The 22457-nt window shown below is 37.0% G+C and carries 19 protein-coding genes and 1 tRNA gene; 7 read left to right on the forward strand and 13 right to left on the reverse strand.

Annotated elements, in window-relative coordinates; genetic code table 11:
- Positions 1–71 precede the first annotated feature (71 nt).
- Complete coding sequence (locus K2F26_RS21515) at positions 72–1151, forward strand: RNA-guided endonuclease InsQ/TnpB family protein (protein WP_220611979.1); 1080 nt, start codon at positions 72–74, stop codon at positions 1149–1151.
- Positions 1152–1325: 174 nt separating this feature from the next.
- Positions 1326–1913 (forward strand): SRPBCC family protein, encoded by a 588-nt coding sequence (locus tag K2F26_RS21520; protein WP_220609413.1) that lies wholly within the window; start codon positions 1326–1328, stop codon positions 1911–1913.
- Between the two features lie 357 nt (positions 1914–2270).
- On the opposite strand, the gene K2F26_RS21525 is transcribed toward K2F26_RS21520, so the two are convergent.
- A tRNA-Glu gene (locus tag K2F26_RS21525) sits at positions 2271–2343 on the reverse strand.
- Between the two features lie 380 nt (positions 2344–2723).
- On the opposite strand from K2F26_RS21525, the gene K2F26_RS21530 reads away from it, so the two are divergent.
- The gene (locus K2F26_RS21530) at positions 2724–4652 is read left to right on the forward strand and encodes a cation:proton antiporter (RefSeq protein WP_220609414.1); all 1929 of its coding nucleotides are present in this window, start codon (positions 2724–2726) and stop codon (positions 4650–4652) included.
- A gap of 779 nt (positions 4653–5431) precedes the next feature.
- Entirely contained in the window at positions 5432–6850 is a 1419-nt protein-coding gene (locus K2F26_RS21535; RefSeq protein WP_220609415.1) for an energy transducer TonB, read from the forward strand.
- A 152-nt stretch (positions 6851–7002) separates the two neighbouring features.
- Here K2F26_RS21535 and petJ read toward each other — a convergent pair whose 3' ends face one another.
- The 6 genes from petJ to K2F26_RS21565 form a co-directional block, all read right to left on the reverse strand.
- The gene (gene petJ / locus K2F26_RS21540) at positions 7003–7350 is read right to left on the reverse strand and encodes a cytochrome c6 PetJ (RefSeq protein WP_096568360.1); all 348 of its coding nucleotides are present in this window, start codon (positions 7348–7350) and stop codon (positions 7003–7005) included.
- 282 nt (positions 7351–7632) lie between these two features.
- Positions 7633–8052: a plastocyanin gene (gene petE, locus K2F26_RS21545; RefSeq protein ID WP_194052053.1), complete on the reverse strand. Its 420-nt coding sequence runs from the start codon at positions 8050–8052 to the stop codon at positions 7633–7635.
- A gap of 316 nt (positions 8053–8368) precedes the next feature.
- A complete protein-coding gene (gene psbV, locus K2F26_RS21550) occupies positions 8369–8860 on the reverse strand; it encodes a photosystem II cytochrome c-550 (protein ID WP_220609416.1) in 492 nt (163 codons plus the stop codon).
- Positions 8861–9273: 413 nt separating this feature from the next.
- Positions 9274–10110, reverse strand: a complete 837-nt coding sequence (locus K2F26_RS21555; protein WP_220609417.1) for a carbohydrate ABC transporter permease — start codon at positions 10108–10110, stop codon at positions 9274–9276.
- Complete coding sequence (locus K2F26_RS21560) at positions 10107–10943, reverse strand: carbohydrate ABC transporter permease (RefSeq protein WP_220609418.1); 837 nt, start codon at positions 10941–10943, stop codon at positions 10107–10109. Before K2F26_RS21560 ends, K2F26_RS21555 begins: the two co-directional genes overlap by 4 nt.
- Positions 10944–11049: 106 nt before the next feature.
- Positions 11050–12432 (reverse strand): ABC transporter substrate-binding protein, encoded by a 1383-nt coding sequence (locus K2F26_RS21565; protein ID WP_220609419.1) that lies wholly within the window; start codon positions 12430–12432, stop codon positions 11050–11052.
- A gap of 328 nt (positions 12433–12760) precedes the next feature.
- Between K2F26_RS21565 and K2F26_RS21570 the strand changes: the two genes are divergently transcribed.
- Positions 12761–14161 (forward strand): MFS transporter, encoded by a 1401-nt coding sequence (locus tag K2F26_RS21570; protein WP_220609420.1) that lies wholly within the window; start codon positions 12761–12763, stop codon positions 14159–14161.
- Positions 14162–14259: 98 nt separating this feature from the next.
- Here K2F26_RS21570 and accD read toward each other — a convergent pair whose 3' ends face one another.
- The 4 genes from accD to leuB form a co-directional block, all read right to left on the reverse strand.
- A complete protein-coding gene (gene accD, locus K2F26_RS21575) occupies positions 14260–15210 on the reverse strand; it encodes an acetyl-CoA carboxylase, carboxyltransferase subunit beta (RefSeq protein ID WP_220609421.1) in 951 nt (316 codons plus the stop codon).
- 317 nt (positions 15211–15527) lie between these two features.
- A complete protein-coding gene (locus K2F26_RS21580; RefSeq protein WP_220609422.1) occupies positions 15528–16349 on the reverse strand; it encodes a prepilin peptidase in 822 nt (273 codons plus the stop codon).
- A 116-nt stretch (positions 16350–16465) separates the two neighbouring features.
- The gene (locus K2F26_RS21585; protein WP_220609423.1) at positions 16466–16726 is read right to left on the reverse strand and encodes a hypothetical protein; all 261 of its coding nucleotides are present in this window, start codon (positions 16724–16726) and stop codon (positions 16466–16468) included.
- Positions 16727–16816: 90 nt separating this feature from the next.
- A complete protein-coding gene (gene leuB, locus K2F26_RS21590; protein ID WP_220609424.1) occupies positions 16817–17914 on the reverse strand; it encodes a 3-isopropylmalate dehydrogenase in 1098 nt (365 codons plus the stop codon).
- Between the two features lie 314 nt (positions 17915–18228).
- On the opposite strand from leuB, the gene K2F26_RS21595 reads away from it, so the two are divergent.
- Positions 18229–18729 (forward strand): DUF29 family protein, encoded by a 501-nt coding sequence (locus K2F26_RS21595; RefSeq protein WP_220609425.1) that lies wholly within the window; start codon positions 18229–18231, stop codon positions 18727–18729.
- Positions 18730–18781: 52 nt separating this feature from the next.
- On the opposite strand, the gene K2F26_RS21600 is transcribed toward K2F26_RS21595, so the two are convergent.
- Both K2F26_RS21600 and K2F26_RS21605 read right to left on the reverse strand, forming a co-directional pair.
- On the reverse strand, positions 18782–19513 hold the full coding sequence (locus K2F26_RS21600) for a flagellar motor protein (RefSeq protein ID WP_220609426.1): 732 nt from the start codon (positions 19511–19513) through the stop codon (positions 18782–18784).
- A 94-nt stretch (positions 19514–19607) separates the two neighbouring features.
- Complete coding sequence (locus K2F26_RS21605; RefSeq protein WP_220609427.1) at positions 19608–21056, reverse strand: hypothetical protein; 1449 nt, start codon at positions 21054–21056, stop codon at positions 19608–19610.
- A gap of 348 nt (positions 21057–21404) precedes the next feature.
- Between K2F26_RS21605 and K2F26_RS21610 the strand changes: the two genes are divergently transcribed.
- Positions 21405–22409 carry a serine/threonine-protein kinase gene (locus tag K2F26_RS21610; RefSeq protein ID WP_220609428.1) on the forward strand — a complete coding sequence of 335 codons (1005 nt, stop codon included), beginning with the start codon at positions 21405–21407 and terminating at the stop codon, positions 22407–22409.
- Positions 22410–22457: the final 48 nt, after the last annotated feature.

The raw sequence follows: 22457 nt of genomic DNA on the forward strand, positions 1-22457 counted from the left end.
GCAAAATGTGTCAGAATTAAATGATAAAGTATAGTGTTGAAAATGGCTATCGCCACGCAAGCTATCAGCAAATGCTTTTATCCATCAAAACAAAACTCAAGTTAAACAAAACCCAGGAAATATTAATGGCTAAACACGCTGGTATAGCAAGGTTTACCTATAATTGGGGTTTAGCTACTTGGCAGGATTTGTATAAAGATGGATTAAAGCCAAACAAATATATCCTCAAAAAATTCTTTAATAACCATGTAAAACCTGAATTGGCATGGATTAAAGAAAAAGGTATTTGTCAGAAAATCACTCAATACGCCTTTGATAGTTTAGGTGAATCTTTCCAGAGATTCTTTAAAGGACAGTCAAAATATCCCAACTTTAAAAAGAAAGGGAAAAATGATAGTTTTACAATTGATAATGGTGGTCAACCAATTCCTGTAGGTGGTACATCAATAAAACTACCGACAATTGGATGGGTAAAAACTTATGAAGGATTACCTCACAGCACCTGTAAAAGTATTATTATTTCCAGGACTGCTGATAGTTGGTATATAGCCTTTTCTTATGAACAAGAATGTCAACCAACTATCAAAAACCATGCTGTTGTTGGTGTTGATTTAGGAGTCAAGGAACTAGCTACACTAAGCACTGGTGTTATATTTCCTAATCCTAAACACTATAAACAGAATCTAGCTAAACTACAAAGATTATCCAAAGTCTATTGTAGAAAAGCTAAAGGTTCAAACAATAAGCATAAAGCTAAAATTAAACTAGCTAGACATCATGCGAGAATAGCAAACCTGAGAAAAGATACTCTTCACCAAATCACTACTTACTTATGCAAAAACCACGCCAAGATAGTAGTAGAAGATTTAAACGTCTCAGGGATGCTATCAAACCATAAATTAGCTCAAGCAGTAGCCGATTGTGGATTTTATGAGTTTAAGCGTCAGCTAGAATATAAATCTAAAAAATTTGGCTGTGAAATTATAATTGCTGATAGATTTTATCCATCAAGCAAAACCTGTTCTCGCTGTGGACATAGAAAAGATAGTCTTTCTTTATCTGAAAGAATTTATCACTGCGAGAACTGTAGTTTTGAGATGGATAGGGATCTGAATGCGGCAATCATGTTATCGCGTTTGGCTAAAGCGTGAAAGTCTACCGAGGGATAACTGCTCCCATGCTCCTGTTGAAGTAGAAAGTAAAGTCTAGCTTTGTCTAGGTTTTATATAGCAGAGTAACCCTATTGACAACTCTCAGTTGAGCGAAATTTGTTTTACCCTCACACTACCTCAGTTTTCCTCAGCAACTCATTCACATTATCAACAGTGACTACAGAAAACAACACAGCGGGACTTGATTCCCCCAACCTCATTGATGACAATAGTCTAGATATTGCTCTAGAAACCAAATTGGATGTTGATTCAGTCATTATCCAAGTGGAGAAATTAGCAGAGCGACAGAGGCAAATTACCGCCAAAGTCCAAATTCCTCACCCTGTGGAAAAAGTCTGGAAAATTCTCACAGACTATGAAGCCTTACCTCAATTTATCCCTAATCTCGCCAAAAGTTGTTTGTTAGACCATCCCAATGGAGGTATACGCTTAGAACAGATAGGATCGCAGCGTTTGCTCAATTTCAAGTTTTGTGCGCGTGTGGTTTTGGATCTAGAAGAAATCTTTCCCAAACTCATCAACTTCCAAATGGTAGAAGGAGACTTCAAAGGTTTTTCCGGTTGCTGGAGCTTAGAACCTTATACCTTTGGTACAAGTCAATGTACTAACCTCTGCTACACAATTCAAGTTTGGACAAAACTAACAATGCCAATAGCAATTATTGAAAAACGTCTCAGCAAAGACCTACAACTAAACCTTCTAGCAATTCGCCAAAGAGCTAACGAATTAAGTAATGCTTAATCCAAACCTATGTAGGGAATGCTTTTGAAAGTCTTTTCATGAGGGAATAGGAGTCAGGAGTCAGGAGGAGGTGGGAAAATTTCTTTGCTATCTCTCGAAATCCCAAAAAATACACACTTTTTCAGGTATACCCTTGAAAACCCTTGCACTTTTCTCCTCTTTATCAGCAGTTCGACACTTCGACAAGCTCTGTTACCGCAAGCTCACTGACCACCTGTAACCTTTGTTCTATCTGAGTTTTACATTTATTCAGCAAGCCCTATGTAAAATAATAAGATGACTTAGCTTAAATTGAAAAATAGAAAGGAAACTGATAAAATTTCCTTTCTACTTTTTTATATTTTATCTTTTTTTTAATACCCCCAAGGGAATTCGAATCCCTGTTACCTCCGTGAAAGGGAGGTGTCCTAGGCCTCTAGACGATGGGGGCATCGCGTTCTTCACTTTTAATAAGTTACTCTATTTCCCAGAGGATGTCAACACCTTTTTCCAAAAAATTTTTTCCGGCATCGAAAACCGCAAAATTCATGAAATGACAAGGCTTTGGGAGATGGGGAGGTGAGAAGACGAAAAATTACAGATCAAAAAATCTTTCATGGTTTTTGGGGTAGGGGTCTGGACGCGATTGCAAATCTACACCATACACGGTCGCCAAATCCTGAAAAAAGACGTACTATGGACAACTAAGCATGAAAAAATCTCCTATTTTTTTAAAGATGGGTGTGCAGTTGTACCTGTAAAGTTAATATTTATGATTCTGCACAAAGGTTAATTAACGGATTTTGAAATTAATCCCTCAAAATCTACAACATGGAAGCATCTTTTCAAATCACCCTACAGATGGTGTTCACAGTTCTTGCAGGTATCAGCGCCCAAGTGATGGCTGCATATTTCAAGCTGCCCAGCATCGTCTTATTACTTTTGTTAGGCATTCTCTTGGGTGCTGATGGCATTGGACTATTGCATCCCCATCTGCTAGGCACTGGACTAGAAGTAATTGTTTCCCTAGCGACGGCAATTATTTTGTTTGAAGGCGGTCTGAAATTGGATCTGCGGGAAATGGGCAGAGTTTCCGTCAGTTTGCAATTGCTTGTCACCTTGGGAACGTTGATCACACTGCTTGGTGGGAGTATGGCGGCGCACTGGCTAGGAGAATTTCCCTGGAATATAGCTTTTCTCTATGCTTCCATAGTCGTTGTCACAGGTCCGACAGTCATTGGTCCGCTGATTAAACAAATCAACGTAGACCGACAAGTGGCAACGCTGCTGGAAGGGGAAGGAGTTTTAATTGACCCGGTGGGAGCTATTTTAGCCTACGTTGTTCTAGATACTATTTTGAATGGTGATCCTGACCCCATCAAAGCCATTATGGGTTTAATCTTGCGTTTAAGTGTAGGCGCAATGATTGGCGGTGTTGGTGGTTTTTTGATGAGTTGGATTTTCAAACGCGCCAATTTTCTCTCTTTTGAACTGAAAAACCTAATTGTGTTGGCAGGACTGTGGGGTTTGTTTACCTTAGCGCAAACTATTCGCAGTGAGTCAGGAATTATGACTACAGTTGTAGCTGGTGCGGTATTTGCTAACTCATCAGTTCCTGAAGAACGCCTGTTACGCAGCTTTAAAAATCAATTGACTATTCTCAGTGTTTCTGTACTGTTTATCCTCCTAGCCGCTGATTTATCTATCGCCAGTGTATTAGCGTTAGGTTGGGGTAGTTTATTCACTGTTTTGGTATTGATGTTTGTGGTTCGCCCGATCAACATTTTATTGTGTACTTGGAACAGTAATCTCAATTGGCGACAGAAATTGTTTTTAGGTTGGGTTGCGCCCAGAGGCATAGTTTCTGCTTCTGTGGCTTCATTATTTGCCATTTCCCTGACACAACGCGGTGTTAATGGTGGTGATGCGATAAAAGCTTTGGTGTTCTTGACAATTATCATGACTGTTTTTTGTCAGGGCTTAACAGCCGGTTGGCTGGTGAAGTGGTTACGCATTACTTCTAAAGATGCCACTGGGGCGGTGATAGTGGGTTGTAATCCTTTGAGTTTATTGATTGCCAGGTTCTTCCAGGAACGAGGAGAAAGTGTAATCATTATTGACACTGACTCCCAATATTTTGCTCAAGCTGAAGCTCAAAATCTGCGCGTGATTGCTAGTAGTGCGCTAGATGCAGAAGTATTGGAAGAAGCTGGCATTGCTTCAAGGGGTACTTTTTTGGCAATGACTAATAACGGGGAAGTGAATTTTGTGTTAGCACAACGGGCAGCAGAAGAATTTAATCCACCTCGTGTTTTAGCAGTATTTCCCCGTGATCCCCAAGCTTCTAGCTCACTGAACAGCAGCAATAGTAGAGTTAATCAAGCTTTTGTCTCTGACTTACCGGTGAAAACCTGGAATGAATATTTAAATAATGGGCGGGTGAAATTGGGAACAACTACTTTGAATGAGGCTGAATTTTCCAGTCAGCAGGAGCATATACAAGAAAAGATTCGGACTGGGGTGTTAGTACCGCTATTGATGGAAAGGGAAGAGCGCCTACAGGTAATGTCAGTTAATCAAAGTTGGGAAATAGGCGATCGCATTATTTACCTGTTGTACGATTCCCGACCAAATCTGTTAAAACGTTTATCTGGTGCTAGTCAATCTACAGCTTTGGCTTTAGAAAAGTTACCAGAAGTGGAAGAAGTACCCACGGCTAAATTCTCTCAACTGTCTGCTACGGAAGCATCTGGTAATTGAACTTTAATAGAACCGACTCACGAGTAGCAAAAACCTGTTACCTGCTTTGGTTTGAATGTTCCTGTTTTCAATGCCAAAATAGGAAGTTATTATTTGTTAGTGAGCTAGTCCTAAGCTGGCGATTTTCTAGACAAAGCTATACTTATGTAGACAAAAATCAATTTCTCTTGAGTTAAAAAATCAACTATCTTGATATATAATCCTGGGATATCCAGTATTGAATTAAGACTATTGCCGACGCGAAAACCAAGCAATGACAGTGGTAGTCTTTTTGAAAATCTTAACTGCCCTTCGGGCGAGGCAAAAGGCAGGGGGCAGGAGGATGGAGAATTTTGAATTAAGAATAAAGCCTTTTTGACTCGCCCATTTGGGTTTAAGTCCCCCGCCATAATCTGGTGATTTGGCGGTCTATGATTGGAGGTGGGTTGAAAATCCCCTATAATCGGCCTCCAGCAAAACTGCCTTTCAACTCCTGCCTCCTTTCACACCAGAAAGATCGCGTTGGGCTACAGCGTGCAAGTCTACGGAGGGATAACCGCTCCCATGCTCCCGTTGAAGTAGAAAGTAAAGTCTAGTTTTGTCTAGGTTTTATATAGCAGAGAACCCAATCTCTAAAAATGGCAATATAATTTAAAAGATAAAATCCCTAGTAAAGCATGGCAGAAATGGCTGTATCTAGCAATGAAAAAAAGCTGATTCTCTCCGGTGTTATAACTGTTACAGCCTTCTGCCTGATTCGACTAGTAAATTGCAACCGAGCCGAGTGAACGATAACAGCTATGTCTTACGCTTCCATCCTGAAAAACATACCAGAAATATTCAGCCAACCCACTGGAATAGCAGCTATAGCCTCTCTTGGTATCCACGGTGCTATTGCTTTGATTGTGCCATTAATGCCTGTTGATTCTGGTCAATCCACAGAACCTAATACCACAAAAGCAGTCGGGTTAATGGAGTTGAGTCCGGCTGATCAAAACCGATTGCCTCAAACAGCACCATCCCAGGTGGCTTTACAACCACAACTGCCACAACAACCGGAAATTCCTTTGATTAATTTTGGTGAGGAAAAAGTTATTATCCCACCTGTAGAATCAGCTATCCAAGCTCCTTTACCTAGCCAGACTGTACTGCCACCGATCCCTACATCATCGGCCAACTATAATCTTTCTTACTTGCCCAAAAGGCAGCCTATCCAAAGATTTGCTAGAAACGATTTTAGAACTCAAGTTTCTAATTTCCGCATCAGCAGAAATACATTTTCTCCTTCATCCTCTCCTTTTGTGGATGATATAGATGCCAAAATTAAAGAAACCCAAGCACTGAATATCAACCGTTTGCCACAAGTTCAGGCAGATAATAAATTACCTAGTGAACCGCTAATTAACCCATCTCCTGATGCTATTGATATTGGCTCTACGGCAACACCACAGGGTGTTACTGAACCACAAAAAATTCAGTTAGGAGATAACCCAGTTCAAATTGCTGCTAATTCTCCTTCTGATATTGCTGCTGAACCATCTCTACAAGGTAAAGGTCAATTACGGGCAGCAGCAGCAATCGTGATCCCATCTTCAGCAACTTCCACTCAGCAACAAACCCAAGTAACAACTGGAAGCGAGTTTGATTCTCAAGGTCAGAAACGGGAACAGTTATTGGCCAAGCTCGACTCTTATAACACCCTGAGAAAAACGATTCGGGAAGCATACCCCAATGTTAAGGAACAAGCAGTTATCCGTGAAACTATCTCTACAAATAAACAAGGGATGGAAGGTACTGTTTTGGGTCGATTAGTTGTAGATCCTAATGGTAAGGTCCTAGATATCAAGTTCCAAGATGGATCAGTAGCTCCTGAACTACAATCCAAAACTAGGGAATTTTTCAACGCTAATCCACCTAAAGGTGAGAAACGCATTAGCTCTTATCCTTTCCAACTCAGATTTACAAATAATGGCGATAGGAAAATTCCCCAGAAGATTCAACAGTTAAAGCCCTCACCAAGTCCAGAGACTCAAACAGTATCTGATCCACAAATAGACAAAAATCAGTCTAATAATCAAGCTGTTGTTATTCCTAATCCATCACCAACATCTGTAGTTAGTGATGATAAACCTGCTTTATCTACTGAATCTGCTCAAAAGTTGATTCAACAGTTACGTCAAATCAAGGAAACAAGACAAAACTCAAATCAAGAAAATTAAGAATTCAGGAGTCAGGAGTCAGGAGTCAGGAGTCAGGAGTCAGGAGTCAGGAGTCAGGAGTCAGGAGTCAGGAGTCAGGAGAAAGAATTAATTTTTACCCTTGCTCCCTGCTCCCTGCTTTCTTCATAACAAGTGTTCAAAAAAAGATGATACTACCAGCCTGTTTCCGCTTTCTGGAAAACATAAGCGGCCACTTCCAGAATTTCCTGCTCGCTTAATTTGCTCTTGAAGGCGGGCATGGCACTTTTACCGTTCTGAATTTGATGGATAATGGTTTGAATAGGTTCAGTATCATAATTTTCTAAATATTTTGATAGTGCTGATTTTTGTAAAGTTTTATGTTCAACTAGGATATTAGCGCCTCCTATATGGCAAGAAGCACAGTGATTACTAAAAATGGCGCTGCCTGTAGATGCTTCTGCGGCTAAGGCGGGATCAATGAATTGGAAGTTAAACAACAGGGCGATCGCCAACAGTAAAATTAATAAAGGTATTCTCAAGAGATTTTCCTCGCAACAAGCACATCTCTGATTTTAGATTTTGGATTTTGGATTTTGGATTTTAGAATAAATCCGGGAGCTTGTAGCATTTTCAGTTACCGAATAATTTGTATATTATAATACGGCATTTATCCAATAAAATTTATCTTACAAACTAAAATTAGCGGTAACTAGCTCATCCCTTTATTCTTTCCCAGGGATCAAACTCGTTACCGCTCCTATTCATTAGTTTGTACCACCTGATGAGCAAAAAAATCATCTGGTGTTAAATGAGCGAGATTGTTAGCTGGCAACAGTTAGTTTACCAACCATACCCGCACCACGGTGAGGTTCGCAGTAGAAGGTGTAATCACCAGCTGGTGCATCTGCGGGGATAACTGTTTCCATTTTTTGCCCAGGATTGAGTGCTAATTTTTTGTGAGACAAAGATGCAGCTAAAGCTTTATCCTTAGCAGGATTTTTTATAGGATCAAAGACAACGTTGTGGGGAGGAACTTTGTTGTTAAACCACACAATTGTGTCACCAGGTTTAACAGTTAACTGCTTAGGCTCAAATTGCAACAATCCTTTGTCACTACCCAATTTGACGGTGTAGGTTTCAGCAGATGCGGTGGGAGTGAAAACAGCAAAGCTGCTAACAACTAACAGTACAGTTAAAACAGCTAAAGTCAAGCGTCTCCAACTTGCTGCTATTAATTTCATGGCTCTCTCCTGAGATATAGTTTTATTTTTCTTTTCTTATGTTAACTACATTTAACACCAAATATGACACCCTGTCATAGATAAAAATTTTTTTTAAGAATTAGCGGTTATTAATAGGAAAGTGCAGATTAAAATACAAAGTTCCCAATCCTGCTTCCAGAGAGCAAAGTCAAGTATAAGCAGTAGGTATAAGTAAACCAAAATGACAGAAATGCTTGAATGCACTCAGGTATCAGGAATAGGAACTGAGATTTTTCTACAGTAAGGGCAAAATTGCCCATACTTTTAGAAAGTAAGAAGGCCAATGAGCAGATGTTTAGTAATGGATCTTACCACCACCCCATCTAATACCAACGATTTTTGGCTGGATGAGAATATGAGCAGCGATCGCCTTCAGGTCATCGTCTGTCAAGTTTCTCATTTCTGTAAAGATATCGGCGCTCTTGATACTAGGATGAATTTCAGAAATCTCGGTTTCACCATCGTAGGTGGTAGGATTCTTCATGTAGTCAACCAACCCTTCAATATTGTCACGTCTGGGTGTAGCTAAAGCTAAAGCTTCTGGTTCTAATCCTACGTTTTGATTAGTCTTGGTTACACCACCAGCATGACATTGAGCGCAGGTGTCATTAAATAATTTTTTACCTATTGCCAGTTGCGGTATGCTAATGACAACAGTATCACCCTGTTCGTTCAATTTGACAGTTCTGGTAGCTTGATCTAGTTCCAAAGCTGTTGCACTACCGATGAATAATTGAAAACTCAATACAACAGCAGCAACAACAACGCTTATCAGTCTTCTAAACATATTTCCCCTTCAAGTTTGTAATGCTCAACACAGCTAAGACACAAAGATAGTTCCCACAAGCATAGATATAGCAGGTGACAGCGAACAGGTGACAGGTGACAGTGCTAAAAGCCTTTTAGTGTTTAAGTTGTAGCATCTGCTGATGTCCTAACTGCCTTGTCAGTTGCTATATTTATCTGATGCTAAAAGTTTGCCGGGTAGAAAACCGACGGGGAGAACTACAACACCCCTGATCCTGTAGCTAAAAGCTATCAGGATGACTTTGGTAAAATATTCTCGCTATCATTAACATCAGCATGAATCAGTTTACCATTAGGTGCTGATCCTGAGTTTGTCAATCACAGGGAATTAGAAATAGGAAAGATGCTGACAATTGATACAAATCTTTATAAATAAATTTACAATTTGTAAAGTTAACCTTTTCCACCCGTAAAAGTCACACCTTGAATAAAATAGCGATTGAAAAAAGCATAAATTCCTAAAGCTGGTAAAGTAAACACCATAGAAGCAGCCATAATATAATTCCAATAGCTGATATATTGACCTTTAAAGCTATTCAAACCTAGAGGTAAGGTAAACATTTCCGGGTCAAATAAAATTACCAGAGGTAGTATAAAATTATTCCAACTACCCATAAATACAAAAACCGCCTGTGCTGCTAGTGCTGGTTTTGCTAGGGGTAAAACAATATCTCGGAAAATCTCCCAAGTGCTTAAACCATCAAGTTGTGCAGCTTCTTCTAATTCTTGAGGAAAATTAACAAAAAACTGCCGCATCATAAAAATGAAGGTAGCATTTACCATAGTCGGTACAATCATACCTTGATAAGAATTAAGCCAACCCAATGTTTTTAAAATCAAAAATGTAGGAATGAGAGTAATTTGTGTGGGTACTGCTATAACTGCGATGATTAAGAATAACCAAAAGCGTTTACCAACAAATCGCAATCTAGATAAAGCATAACCAGCCATTGAATTTAAAATTAAATTGAAAAACGTAACGCTAACAGCAATTATTACACTGTTAAATAACCAGCGCCAAAATAGCGGTTCTTGGAGAAAAATTTGCTGATAGTTCTTAAAAGTAAAATTGTGAGGAATAAAATTTAGTTCACCGCTAATAATTTCGGAAAGAGGTTTAAAGGATGCAGAAAGCGCCCAGAGGAAGGGAATAATGGTGATAAAACCATAAGTTATTAACAACAGATATAACAGGATTTTCAACCAAGGAAAACGAGAAACTTGATTCACATTTTTTCACCTCCAAATATTCGCCTTTGAATGACAGTGATAGAAATGATTAAAGCTGCAAGTAAAAAAGCCACAGCAGCAGCATATCCTAATTGTAAATTTCTAAATACAGCTTGATAAATTAATAATACCACCGTCAAAGTAGCATTATTTGGTCCACCAGTGCCACCGGAAAAAATATAAGATTGATCAAATAATTGAAAAGTGCCAATTATGCCTACTGCTACCACAAACAAAGTCACTGGTTGTAATAAAGGAAGAGTAATATTAATAAACTGATCCCAAGCATTTGCACCATCTAAATTGGCTGCTTCATAAAGTGTTTGGGGAATATCTTGTAAAGCTGCTAAATAAATCACCATATAAAAAGGCGCAGTTGACCAAATATTCATGATCATAATGCCTTTTAATGCCACTTTTGGATCTCCTAACCAATTATAAGTAGGTAATCCCAAAAATGCCAGAAAATCATTTAGTAAACCATCGGTATTATAAATCCACATAAAGATGAGTGTTAACACCGCAGATGATGTAACTGTGGGCAAAAAATAGAGGATTCGCCACCAGTTTTTACCCCGAATACCAGAATTTAAAGTAACTGCGAGAATTAAAGCGAAAATTGTTTGACTGGGGACAACAATTGCTGCATATTCGATTGTATTTTTGAGAGCAATTTTTAATTGTTCGTCTTCTACCAAATGGGTGAAATTTCTCAAGCCAATAAGTTTATATTCAATACTACCTAAAAGTTGTACTTTGTGGAGGGAAAGAAAGACAGCGTAGAGGATGGGAAGGATAACGAAAGTAAGTAATATCAAAATAGCAGGGAGCATGAAAAGATAACCTGCTAAGTTTTCGTTAACCTTTTCGGGTTGGTTGCGGGTTTGTCTGTTGATTCGCAGGTTCTACCTCCTATTCAATATTTTGTTCAGTGTATTTTCACAATAGCAGAAGGCAGAGCCTTTTCAACTGCATTCCCAGGTAGAACTTGGGAACGAGGGATTTTTTTATTAATGAACCACGAAGACACGAAGGACACGAAGAAGAGAAGAAGAGAAGAAGGAAAGAAGGAAAGAAGGAATCCATCATTTTCATCTGCTGATTAGCATTATTTTGCGCTCTCAACATCGCCTGTTTTAAAGATTGTTCCCCCAATAAAGCACTTAAAAATTGATTCTCAAAATTATTAACAATTACTGCTGGATATTTACCAAGTTGCCAAGGAGTAGCATCATCAAGACCTGCTACTAATGCAGACCTTAAATAATCTTGATCATAACCTAATTTATTGGCTACAGATTTGCGAGTTGGTAAAGCAAAACCTGTTACTGTCCACTTTTCCATTCCTTCTTTACCTGTCAAATAAGAAATTAATTCCCAAGCTGCTTTTTTATGTTTTGTTTGTTTATTCATGACATAGGCAACAGTATAAACCATTGTGCCTTTTTGATTATTAATTTTGGGGACTTCTGCGGTAGCAAAATCTAACTGGGGAAAGGTTTCTTGCAGATAAGGAATAGCCCAATTTCCCTCAATTACCATTGCCACTTTACCTTGTCCAAACATATCTGTACCTGAACTCGCACCAACATCTGATGGTAAGGCTGATGTTTGATATTTTCGATATTGATCTATCACTAATTGTAAACCTTTTAAAGCTTTTTCACTAGCAAAGGTAGCATTACCATTTTCATCAATTAACTTTCCGCCAAAAGCTTGAATTTTGTAAACATGGCGTGATATTGCTGGACTTTCTCCAAACCCGTATCTATTAAGTTTACCTGTTAATTTTTGAGAGTAACTTAATAATTCATCCCAAGTAGTTGGCGGTTTATTGAAACCTGATTTTTTAAAAGCTTTTTTGTTATAAAATAAAGCTAATGTAGAATAATCTTTAGGTATTCCATAAATATGGTTATGCTCTTTAAAAATTTCTAATAAATTTTTATCAAAATCTTGTAAATCAAATTTATCTGTGATGTAATTATTGAGAGGTTCTAAAACATTTTTACTTATCAAAAAAGGAGCTTCTACAGCATCTAAATAAAATACATCTGGTGCAGCTTCACCAATTAAGCGAGTTTTAATTACATCCATATATTGATCAGAAATTAATTCATATTTAACTTTAATTTGGGGATGTTTGATTTCAAAATCTTGCAATACTTGTTTTAAAAGTTTTTGTTCTACAGGTGAACCACCCCAACCACTAAGTTTAATAGTAACTGCTGATTTGCTGGGTTGTAATTGGTGACAACTGATCACAATGATAGCCACTGTGATAATTAATATACAGAATTTTAACCATTTGTATTTGTTCATGGACAGATAAAAGTTTTTATTTTCTCATTTATAGATGCTGTAACTCCGGGAGCATCCCAATGAAATAAAAAATGACCGCAGCAACACTAAAAAATCTCTTAAACTCTCTTACCTTTGTGTCCTTTGCGCCCTTTGCGGTTCAATCATATTAAGCTTTGGGGCATATTATTTCCATAGACAAAAATGAATTTACACATTTGGGATGATCCCGTAACTCAAGACTCATCTTTAAGCAGTATGAATTTTTATTGAGAAATGGTATATAGAAGAACAAACAACTATTATTAACTGAAATTTTACTCATTTCGTCACCGCTAGACGATAGTTTATGGACTCGGTTAAAGTTGAAATATCTACTTCTTTAAATCTGGAAATTCCTCAGATTGATTCATTAAACAATGTTCTACGTTCTGAATCTAAATCTAGCTCTCGTTTTCCTAAAAATGCGATTCGTACCAGTTTACAAGCTTCTACTTTAGATGCTATTTTTGCCACAATTTTTTCTATTACTGCTGGGGGAATTTTACTGAGTAATTTTTTGGTAGAATTAGATGCTAGTCCGGTAATTTTTGGGATGCTTTCTTCAATTCCCATGCTAGTAAATCTCATTCAGCCTTTAGGTGCTTATATCTCAGAACGCACTACTAGCAGGTTTCAATATTCGGCGCTGGTTTATGGAATTTCTCGCCTATTTTGGCTGTTTTTAGTAATAGGAATTATCTGTAAGAGTTGGGGATTGATCAATTCTCAGCAGTTGGTGATATTAACGCTGGTAATTGTCTTTTTTAGTCATCTTGTTGGGGGTTTGGGATGTGCATCTTGGATGAGTTGGTTAGCAATTATTGTTCCTAAAAGGTTACGGGGTAGATATTTTGGAATACGTAATAGTGCGGCCAGTTTAACTAATTTGTTATGTGTTCCTTTGGCGGGTTTTGCTGTTTCTCATTGGTTTGGGGGAACTCTCCAAGGTTATGGGTTGGTTTTGTTTGTGGGGATTTTATTTGGGTTAGTTAGTTTAGGTTGTCAGTATTTTAAAATTGATGTTAATCCCCAATTACAAAATACTTATATAGAAGTTACGCGAAATAAAGACAATGTAGGGGTAATTCATGAATTACCCCTACCCAAGAATAAGGAAAATGATCAAAATTCCCATTTTTGGATATTTTTACTGTATTTCAGTTTATGGATGTTGGCTTTTAATCTTTGCGCCCCTTTTGTAAATCTTTATCTGCTGGAAACTTTAAATATAGATGTGGGTTGGGTGACTGTTTACAGCAGTCTGCAAGCAGGAGCAAATTTGTTAATGGTGGTTTTTTGGGGTAAGTTAGCAGATAAATTAGGAAATCGTCCGATTTTGATATTTGTGGGGATTATTGTTGCAGTTACGCCTTTATTTTGGTTTGGAATTGGTAACAGAAATTTAGATATTTGGTTGTGGCTACCACTATTACATATTTTTATCGGTGGTACTGGTGCTGCGGTGGATTTATGTAATAACAATTTGCAGATTGGTGTTACACCAGTCAGAAATCAATCTATTTATTTTGCGATCGCTGCTGCTATTGCCGGTGTAACTGGTGCTTTAGGGACAACTATCGGCGGTTTTATCGCCCAATCTCCCCATTTTGGCGGTTTATTAGGTTTATTTGCCCTTTCTAGCATTTGCAGACTAGCAGCATTGATCCCGCTTGTATTCATTAGGGAACAGGTGACAGGTGACAGGTGACAGGTGACAGTAGAGATGGGGAAGCAGGGTAAGCAGGGTAAGCAGGGGAAGCAGGGGAAGATTAAGAACCCAATCACCAATCACCAATCACCAATCACCTACTCTACACCAGTAGAAGTTAATGTCATTGTTTCCCACAAAACCATGTTAGGTGCGGTGGGCATGGGTTGGTGTAAAGATATTAACTGTGCCAATGTATTCTTTAACTGAGTGCGGGGAACAATTTCATCTACAAAACCATGCTTGAGTAAGTCTTCGGCGGTTTGGAAATCTTCGGGTAGTTTTTCCCGCAGGGTTTGTTCAATAACTCGTCTGCCGGCAAAACCGATGGTGGCTTTGGGTTCGGCGATGATGATATCACCCAACATGGCAAAACTAGCGGTAACGCCTCCGGTGGTGGGATTTGTTAAGACGGGAATGTATAATAAACGAGCATCTTGATGGCGTTGTAAAGCACCGGAAATTTTCGCCATTTGCATTAAGGACAACATTCCTTCCTGCATTCTCGCACCACCAGAGGTACAAACGATAACGACAGGATAGCGGCGTTGTGTAGCTTGTTCTATTAAACGAGTGAGTTTTTCACCGACAACAGAACCCATACTACCACCCATAAAACGGAAGTCCATGACTCCTAAAGCGATGGGTAAACCGTTAATTTGCCCTAAACCGGTTTTTACTGCGTCTATTAAACCGACTTTTTCCTGAGTTTCCCGGATGCGATCGCTGTAGGGTTTGCGATCGCGGAATCCTAAAGGATCAGTGGGACGCAAATTTTCATCTATGGGTTTCCAAGTATTTGCATCAATTAACTGACGGATACGTTCATCACTATCGACTCGGTTATGATGACCGCATTCTGCACAAACCATTTGATTAGCTTTTAGGTCTTTAGCATAAGCCAAAACACCACATTTCGGGCATTTGTGCCACAAACCATCGGCTATTTCCCGTTCTTGTTTTTCTAAATTGGGAGATCCTGATTTACGACGATTTGCAAACCAATCAAATAAAGACTTTAAACCGCGTGATTCTTCGTTGTTTGCCATTTTTATTGTTATTTAAGTAGGTATGAGATGTCAAAAAATAGGTCAATCAATTTGGGATTTTAGACTTTAGACTTTAGACTTTAGATTTTAGATTTCAGATTGACGCTATGAAAATAGCTTTATATTTTTTTAGGGGTAATATCAATTTATAAGCTAATATTACCAAAATATAAAGAATAAATGCAGTAATTGAGGTTACAGTTATGGAGGAGGTTGATTATTATTGATGAGGTAATAGGTGAATAAGTTTGTTTTGTAAGTTTTGTAAATTTTGATGAGAATTTTCAATTGTTTAATTGTTGTTTAAGTTGTCTCTGTCAAGATACTGGTAGCACTAGGCGCAGGTAGTAAGACAAAATCATTTCACCGCTAAAAACAGCAATTACCGCCCCCAAAGCTAAGAAAGGACCAAAAGGCATTCTTTGTCCCATTTGATGACGTGAGAGCATAATTGCACCTCCACCTATTAATACTCCCAAAAAACAGGCCATAAAACTAGCTATTAGTAGATGTTTCCAACCTAACCAAGCGCCCATCATCGCTGCTAGTTTCCCATCACCTGCACCCATGACGGGTTTTCCATAGGCTAGATAACCTAAAATTGAGATGCTATCAAACAGCCATAAGCCCAAGACTGTACCACCTATACCGAACATTAGCTGATTGATCCCACCCACCCAGCTATTTTCTGTTAAAAAACCTAAACCCATTTGAAAAACTAAGCCCAATACCAATCCCGACTTGGTAAGTTGACCAGGTAAAATCATTGTATCCCAGTCTATAAGAGATAGAGCTAATAACCAACTACAAAAAGCCCAATAACCAACTGTTAAGGCTGAAAATTGAAATACCCAAAATACTATTAAAAATATAATTCCCGTTATCGCCTCTACTACAGGATAACGGGGAGAAATTTTGGTGTGACAATAACGACATCTTCCTTTTAACCACAACCAACCAAACACAGGTACGTTATCATAAGCTTTTAATTGGTTTAAGCATTTAGGACAGCGAGAAGGTGGCCAAAGTAAGGATAATCCCGCAGGTAGGCGATAAACTACAACATTGATAAAGCTACCAATAGCAGCCCCCAAAGCGAAGACAATGATACTAGCAGGGACGAAAATCAATGTGTCCATATTGTCATTAGTTATGAGTCAGTAGTTTTTAGTCATTGGGCATTGGGCATTGGTAAAAATTTTTTCTTCCTACCTCCTCTACCCCTACCTATTCCCTATTCCCTATTCCCTATTCCCTAATACATATACGATTCTATTTGTTGTAAAGGTATAAAACATTCCTGTGGTAAGAGAATCGGTTGCTGAGTAAAAATTACTTTACCTCGATGAGTGACGCGACTAATTGCTACTCCTGAAGCTTGCCCCACAATTTCAGGATGTACCTCACAGTAGGTATAGTAAATTTGCCCAGCGGCTTTGATCACGGTGGGATCTACCAAAGGGGTTTGGTTTGGTGGGGTGGTGAAATTTCCCTGTCCTTGTCGTGAAGCGTACACTATTAGTTGTTATGTTATTGATAGATTTGCTTCTAGTGTATCTGAAACTTTTAGCAAAAAACGCTAAAATTTTCTTCTAGTACAATCAAACTATTTTGTTTCCTTTGTTTCCAGAATTTTCATTAAAGCTTCACCCATTGCGCGACAACCTAAAAGATTCATTCCTGGGGACATAATATCTCCTGTGCGATCGCCTTGTTGTAAAACCTGTAACACTGCATTTTCTATCATATCCGCTGCTGCTGGTTGGTCTAAATCATAACGTAACATCATGGCTGCACTTAATACCTGTGCTAAGGGGTTGGCTTTATCTTGTCCGGCTATATCCGGGGCTGAACCGTGAACAGGTTCATATACACCTGGTCCAGAAGCTCCCAAACTAGCAGAAGGTAACATTCCTATACTACCAGTTAACATGGCCGCAGCATCGGAAAGAATATCACCGAACAAGTTACCAGTAACGATTGTATCAAATTGTTTGGGGGCGCGGACTAATTGCATGGCGGCATTATCTACATATAAATGTGATAATTCTACGTCAGGATATTCTGAAGCCAGCTTAGTCATTTTCTCCCGCCAAAGTTGAGATACATCTAATACATTGGCTTTATCCACAGAACAAAGTTTTCCGCCGCGTTTTTGGGCTGTTTCAAAGGCAACTTTACCAATTCTCTCAATTTCTGATTCGCTGTAAACCATCGTATTTACACCACGTCTTTCTCCAGTTTCAGTAACAAAAATACCTTTAGGTTTACCGAAATAAATCCCTCCAGTGAGTTCCCGCACTACCATAATATCCACACCTTCGACGACTTCTTTTTTTAAGGTGGAAGCGTCTATCAGTTGGGGGATGATTTTTGCAGGTCGTAAATTTGCAAAGAGTTCTAAACCTGCTCTTAATCCTAATAAACCAGCTTCAGGACGTTTATCAGAGGGTAAAGTGTCCCATTTATAACCACCGATAGCAGCGAGCAATACTGAATCACTGCTGCGACAAGTTTCTAATGTTGCAGATGGTAGGGGTTCACCGGTTTCATCTATCGCTGCACCACCGATGAGGGCGGTTTGAAAGTCAAAGTTCAAATCAAAGCGTTTAGCGACGACTTTTAGCACGTCCACTGCAACGGCCATGATTTCGGGTCCAATACCATCTCCGGGAAGTAGGGTAATACGGTAGTTTTTTGTCATGGTTGAGTTAATGGGTGTTTGTTTGCAGATTCATTATCATACCAGTGAGTAGTCAGTTTTTGATATCTCACGCAAAGACGCAAAGACGCAAAGGAAGAACGCAAAAGGCATGGTAAAATATATGAGAACTTCTTTTATTTTCAATTTCTATCAATTTCCATCTGGTGTGACGTACTCTCCCAGTTGTGCGAAATTTTATCACTATAATTTAACGCAGATAAACGCAGATAAACACAGATAAAATTTCAAAATAGCGGTAATAGTATGAATTTATGTTATTCTCAATGTAGAAAATAAACCGGAGGCTACTAAAAATGACCCAAGAATTAATAGACCTCAGAAACAGTATTTTACAAGGAAATTATACAGAAGCTTTAGCAATTGTAGATGAATTAGAAGGAATGAGTAAAAAAGCAACAATCAGACAAATTAAATCATTTTTAAAAATTCTACTCATTCATATAATTAAAAATCAAATAGAAAAAAGATTAACAAATTCTTGGATGGCTTCTATTCGTAATTCAATTAGAGAAATTCAAGAAATCAATCTCAAAGAAAACAAAAAATCCTATTACATCAATGAAGATGAATGGGAAAATTTAATAGAAGAATCAGTTATAGAAGATGCGATCGCAGATGCTAGTTTAGAAATAATGAACGGTAAATATACTCGTTCTCAACTATCAACTATAATAAATAGAAAGCAAGTTATCAACTCAGCAATTACATTTTTATATCTCACTTATACCTATTCACCCAAAGAATTACCAGCTATCATGGATGATTATTTAAGTCAGTTAACAGCAGATATTTAAAATATATTTAAATTTGCACATAGATGAGAACTGCTTTTATTTTCAATTTTTATCAATTTTCATCTGGTGTGACGTACTCTCCCAGTTGTGCAAATCTGATTTCTATTCTTCTGCGTTTACTTCTGGTTGCTGGATCTTTTCTCGTATTGTTTTTAGCAAATCCTTGATTTTCTGGTAAAAATAATTGTGCTGCTGAATATGCTCTAAATTGGACTTTTTTAAACCTTGATAATTTGGTTTGATTTTGCGCTTTTTGCAATTCTTTGACTACTGATAATGCTCGCATTAAACCTAAATCAGCATTAGAACGAGGACATAAAGTGTTAATATTTTGATTACCTGTGGCAACATTTTCTAGGTGATTATCTAAAGGTTTTGATGTTTGATTATTGGGTTTATTACAGTTGAGAAAATTTACTGGTTGATCATCTGTATGACCTATAATTTCTAGTACCTCAGTTTCATTATTACATTGTTCTTGTTGAGAAAGGGTTTCTTCAATTAATTTTAATATTTTTCCAGGTTGGTTATTTTCCAAGATATCACTTTTTAAGTTATTTGGTAAAACTGCACTCCCTGAGTCAAAACTATATTGTTCAGAAGGAAGGTTAATAATTTTCGGTTCACAAACTATCCCTGGTGGTTTTGGTGGTTTTTTTTGAGATACCACAAATACTAATAATAAGGTAATAATCATAAATGCGTTAGACATTAAATCTGTAAAGGATGTCCAAATTGTAAAGGTTTCGCTATTATTAGAATGATTGCGATTTCTTCTTTGCATATCTATATTGATGTTAAATGATGATTATTTTGTAGAGGTTTAAATGTAGGGGTTTAGCAATGCTAAACTCCTACACATCATACATGATCATATTTTAATTTTGTGATTGTTGAAATTGTTGGAAGTTGGTTAATAATACAGATAGGTTACTATTGATTTGTTGCAACATTTGGGAATTTTGATTGAGTTGGTTTGCAGTAGTTTGTAATTGATTAACTTGATTTCCTAACATGGCTGCTAATTGGGGTATATTATTATTAGATGATTGGGTTGCATTGTTGATTAATCCTGCTAATTGTTGGAGGTTTGTATTATATTCTCTTACTTGTAAACTATGTTGGTTGAAAGATGTGACAATTTGGTTAACATGATTATTAAATGTTTCGGTAGAGGTAGAAATACTGTTAACATTTTGCAAGAGACGATCTGTAACGGTAGTGAGATTTTGTTGATTATTTTGTATGAGGTTTTTGACATCGTTAGAATTACTAATTAATGTGTTACTGAGACTTTTCATATTATCTTTATTAGTTTGAGATAATTTTTGGATTTCTTGGGAGTTATTGATTAAGCTATCACTGAGATTTTCTAAACTATCTCCATATTTTTCTAGGGAAGATATAGATTTTTCAAATGATTTTGATGATGTGAGTAAGGATGAGGAAATATCGGAAAATTTTGTGCTTAATGTGGCTATTTTGTTAGTCGCATTACTTAAAACATTTGCTCCCGTTTGCATGGTTTGGGAAGATTGATTAACAATAGTTTGAAAGTTGTTTGCTGAGGTATTAATTTTATCTGTAGCTTCTGTGATAGCAGTTGCAAATTTTTTGGTGTTTTGATCTAAACCTGAAAGGAAACTTTTTAAGCTATTAGAGTAGTTATCAATAGATGTAATTAACTGCTCTATTTTACTGGTATTTTGACTATTTAGCAAAAATTCATTATCAATGTAATGTTCTAGGGAGATGATTAAATTTTCTTTTTCTATTTCTAATTCTGATACGGGGTAAAATTTAACTAAAAAAATACTACAAGCTAATGCAAATAAACTACTACCAAAAGCTACACCCATTGAGTTAACAATATTTGGTAAAATTGTTTGTATGTCTACTTCACCTCCCAGATTACCGCTAATTAATAACAAATTTAAAGTAATTCCCAAAAAAGTACCAAATAATCCAATTGATAAGAGGAAATTTGGCAAAGATTGATAATAACGTTTATTTTTTTCCCAGTCTTTTAAGTGAGCATTTGTCACACTGTCTATTAAAGCTGCTTTATTAATTTGTTCATATTTTGTTGGATGACGATTATAAACATCTATAATTGCATTTGCAATCTCTTGTTTTAAAGATGGTTGAAATTGATTTTGTAATTTTTTTCTGATGTCATAACCATCCCATGTCAAATAAATAGTTAATACTGCAAATCCCAAAACAACGAAATATGAAAAATATTGTCTACTGGATGGGATGAAAGCATAAATGAGAATAAATACCACGCCTAAACTTAATATAGCATTGCGAATTTTATTGTTCATAATTTTCCGGTTTGATTAATTTGATTTTGACTTTTTGAAAAATTCCCCGTCAGATCCCCAAATTTTTTATTTAATCGTGACAAGAAATTATGGTTTATTAACAGCAGTCGGGGATCTGAATGTTATATGGAAAAACCAAATCCCCGACTTCTGATATCAGTCTATGGTTTATTGACATCGTGAAGGAAGAAGTCGGGGATCTTACCCCGTAAAAATACTTAATAAATCAACGAAGGTAAATTTCACCAATCATACCATAATTGGTATAGTATAGATCAAGTAAAATTTATTAATCTTTGCTCATGCTGAAGATGAAGAAGGGGATCATCTCTGTGATGGTGGTGCTATATGAATAACATCGGTGGAAAATATCAACTGCTCAAAATTTTAGGAAGTGGTAATTTTGGTACAACTTATTTAGCAGTGGATCAGTATGGAAAAAACTACGCGGTTAAACAATTGACATTTTCTAGTAATGATCCAGATAAAATAGCGATCGCTCAACGCAAGTTTAATGACGAGAAAGAAATTTTACAAAAGTTGCAAGCTCATCAACAAATTCCTGATTTTGTAGATTATATCGCAGAAAACCAACAATATTACTTAGTACAACAATATATTCATGGTGAAACATTAAGGGAAAAACTCAATAAATCTCAAACTTTTAGTATTGAAAAATCTCAAAAAATTCTCATAGATATCTTAAAAATACTCGATTATATTCACAAACAAGGTATTATCCATCGTGATATTAAACCTGATAATATTATGATAGATCATAATGACAAGTTATTTTTAATAGATTTTGGTGCAGTCAAAGCAGAAAATCCCAATGGTACAAAATTACAAACACCAGGTACTAATATATTTTCCCGTGGATATGCACCCATAGAACAAATGAGAGGTTATCCAGAAAAAAATAGTGATATTTATGCACTGGGAATGACAATAATTGAATTAATTACCGGATTAAAACCTGAAAAATTAACTGATACTTGGTATAGGGATATTCATATTACCGATGATTTCCAAGATATTTTATGTAAAATGATTGATGAATATCAAGATACCAGATATCAATCAGCGCAGGAAATAATTCAAGACTTACAAAAACCCCCATCTGTACAGAAAACAATACCTTTATCAAATCTAAACACAAATGGAACAACAAATGGAAAAATAAATAATTCATCCGTGAGTATTTCTAGTCGTTCAGGAACAGATATGATTTTATTTGGGGTGATGTTCACATTAATTTCTATCCTGATTTTTCATACTGCAATGTTACCAGGTATGAAAAAACAAAATGAGCAAATTCCTGAAACTACGGTAAAAATTATCAAATTAGAATAGAAATTTCATAGATCCCTGACTTCTTAAAGAACTCGGGGATCTGGGGAT

It is taken from the genome of Sphaerospermopsis torques-reginae ITEP-024 (genome assembly GCF_019598945.1).
In the GTDB taxonomy this organism is placed as follows: domain Bacteria; phylum Cyanobacteriota; class Cyanobacteriia; order Cyanobacteriales; family Nostocaceae; genus Sphaerospermopsis.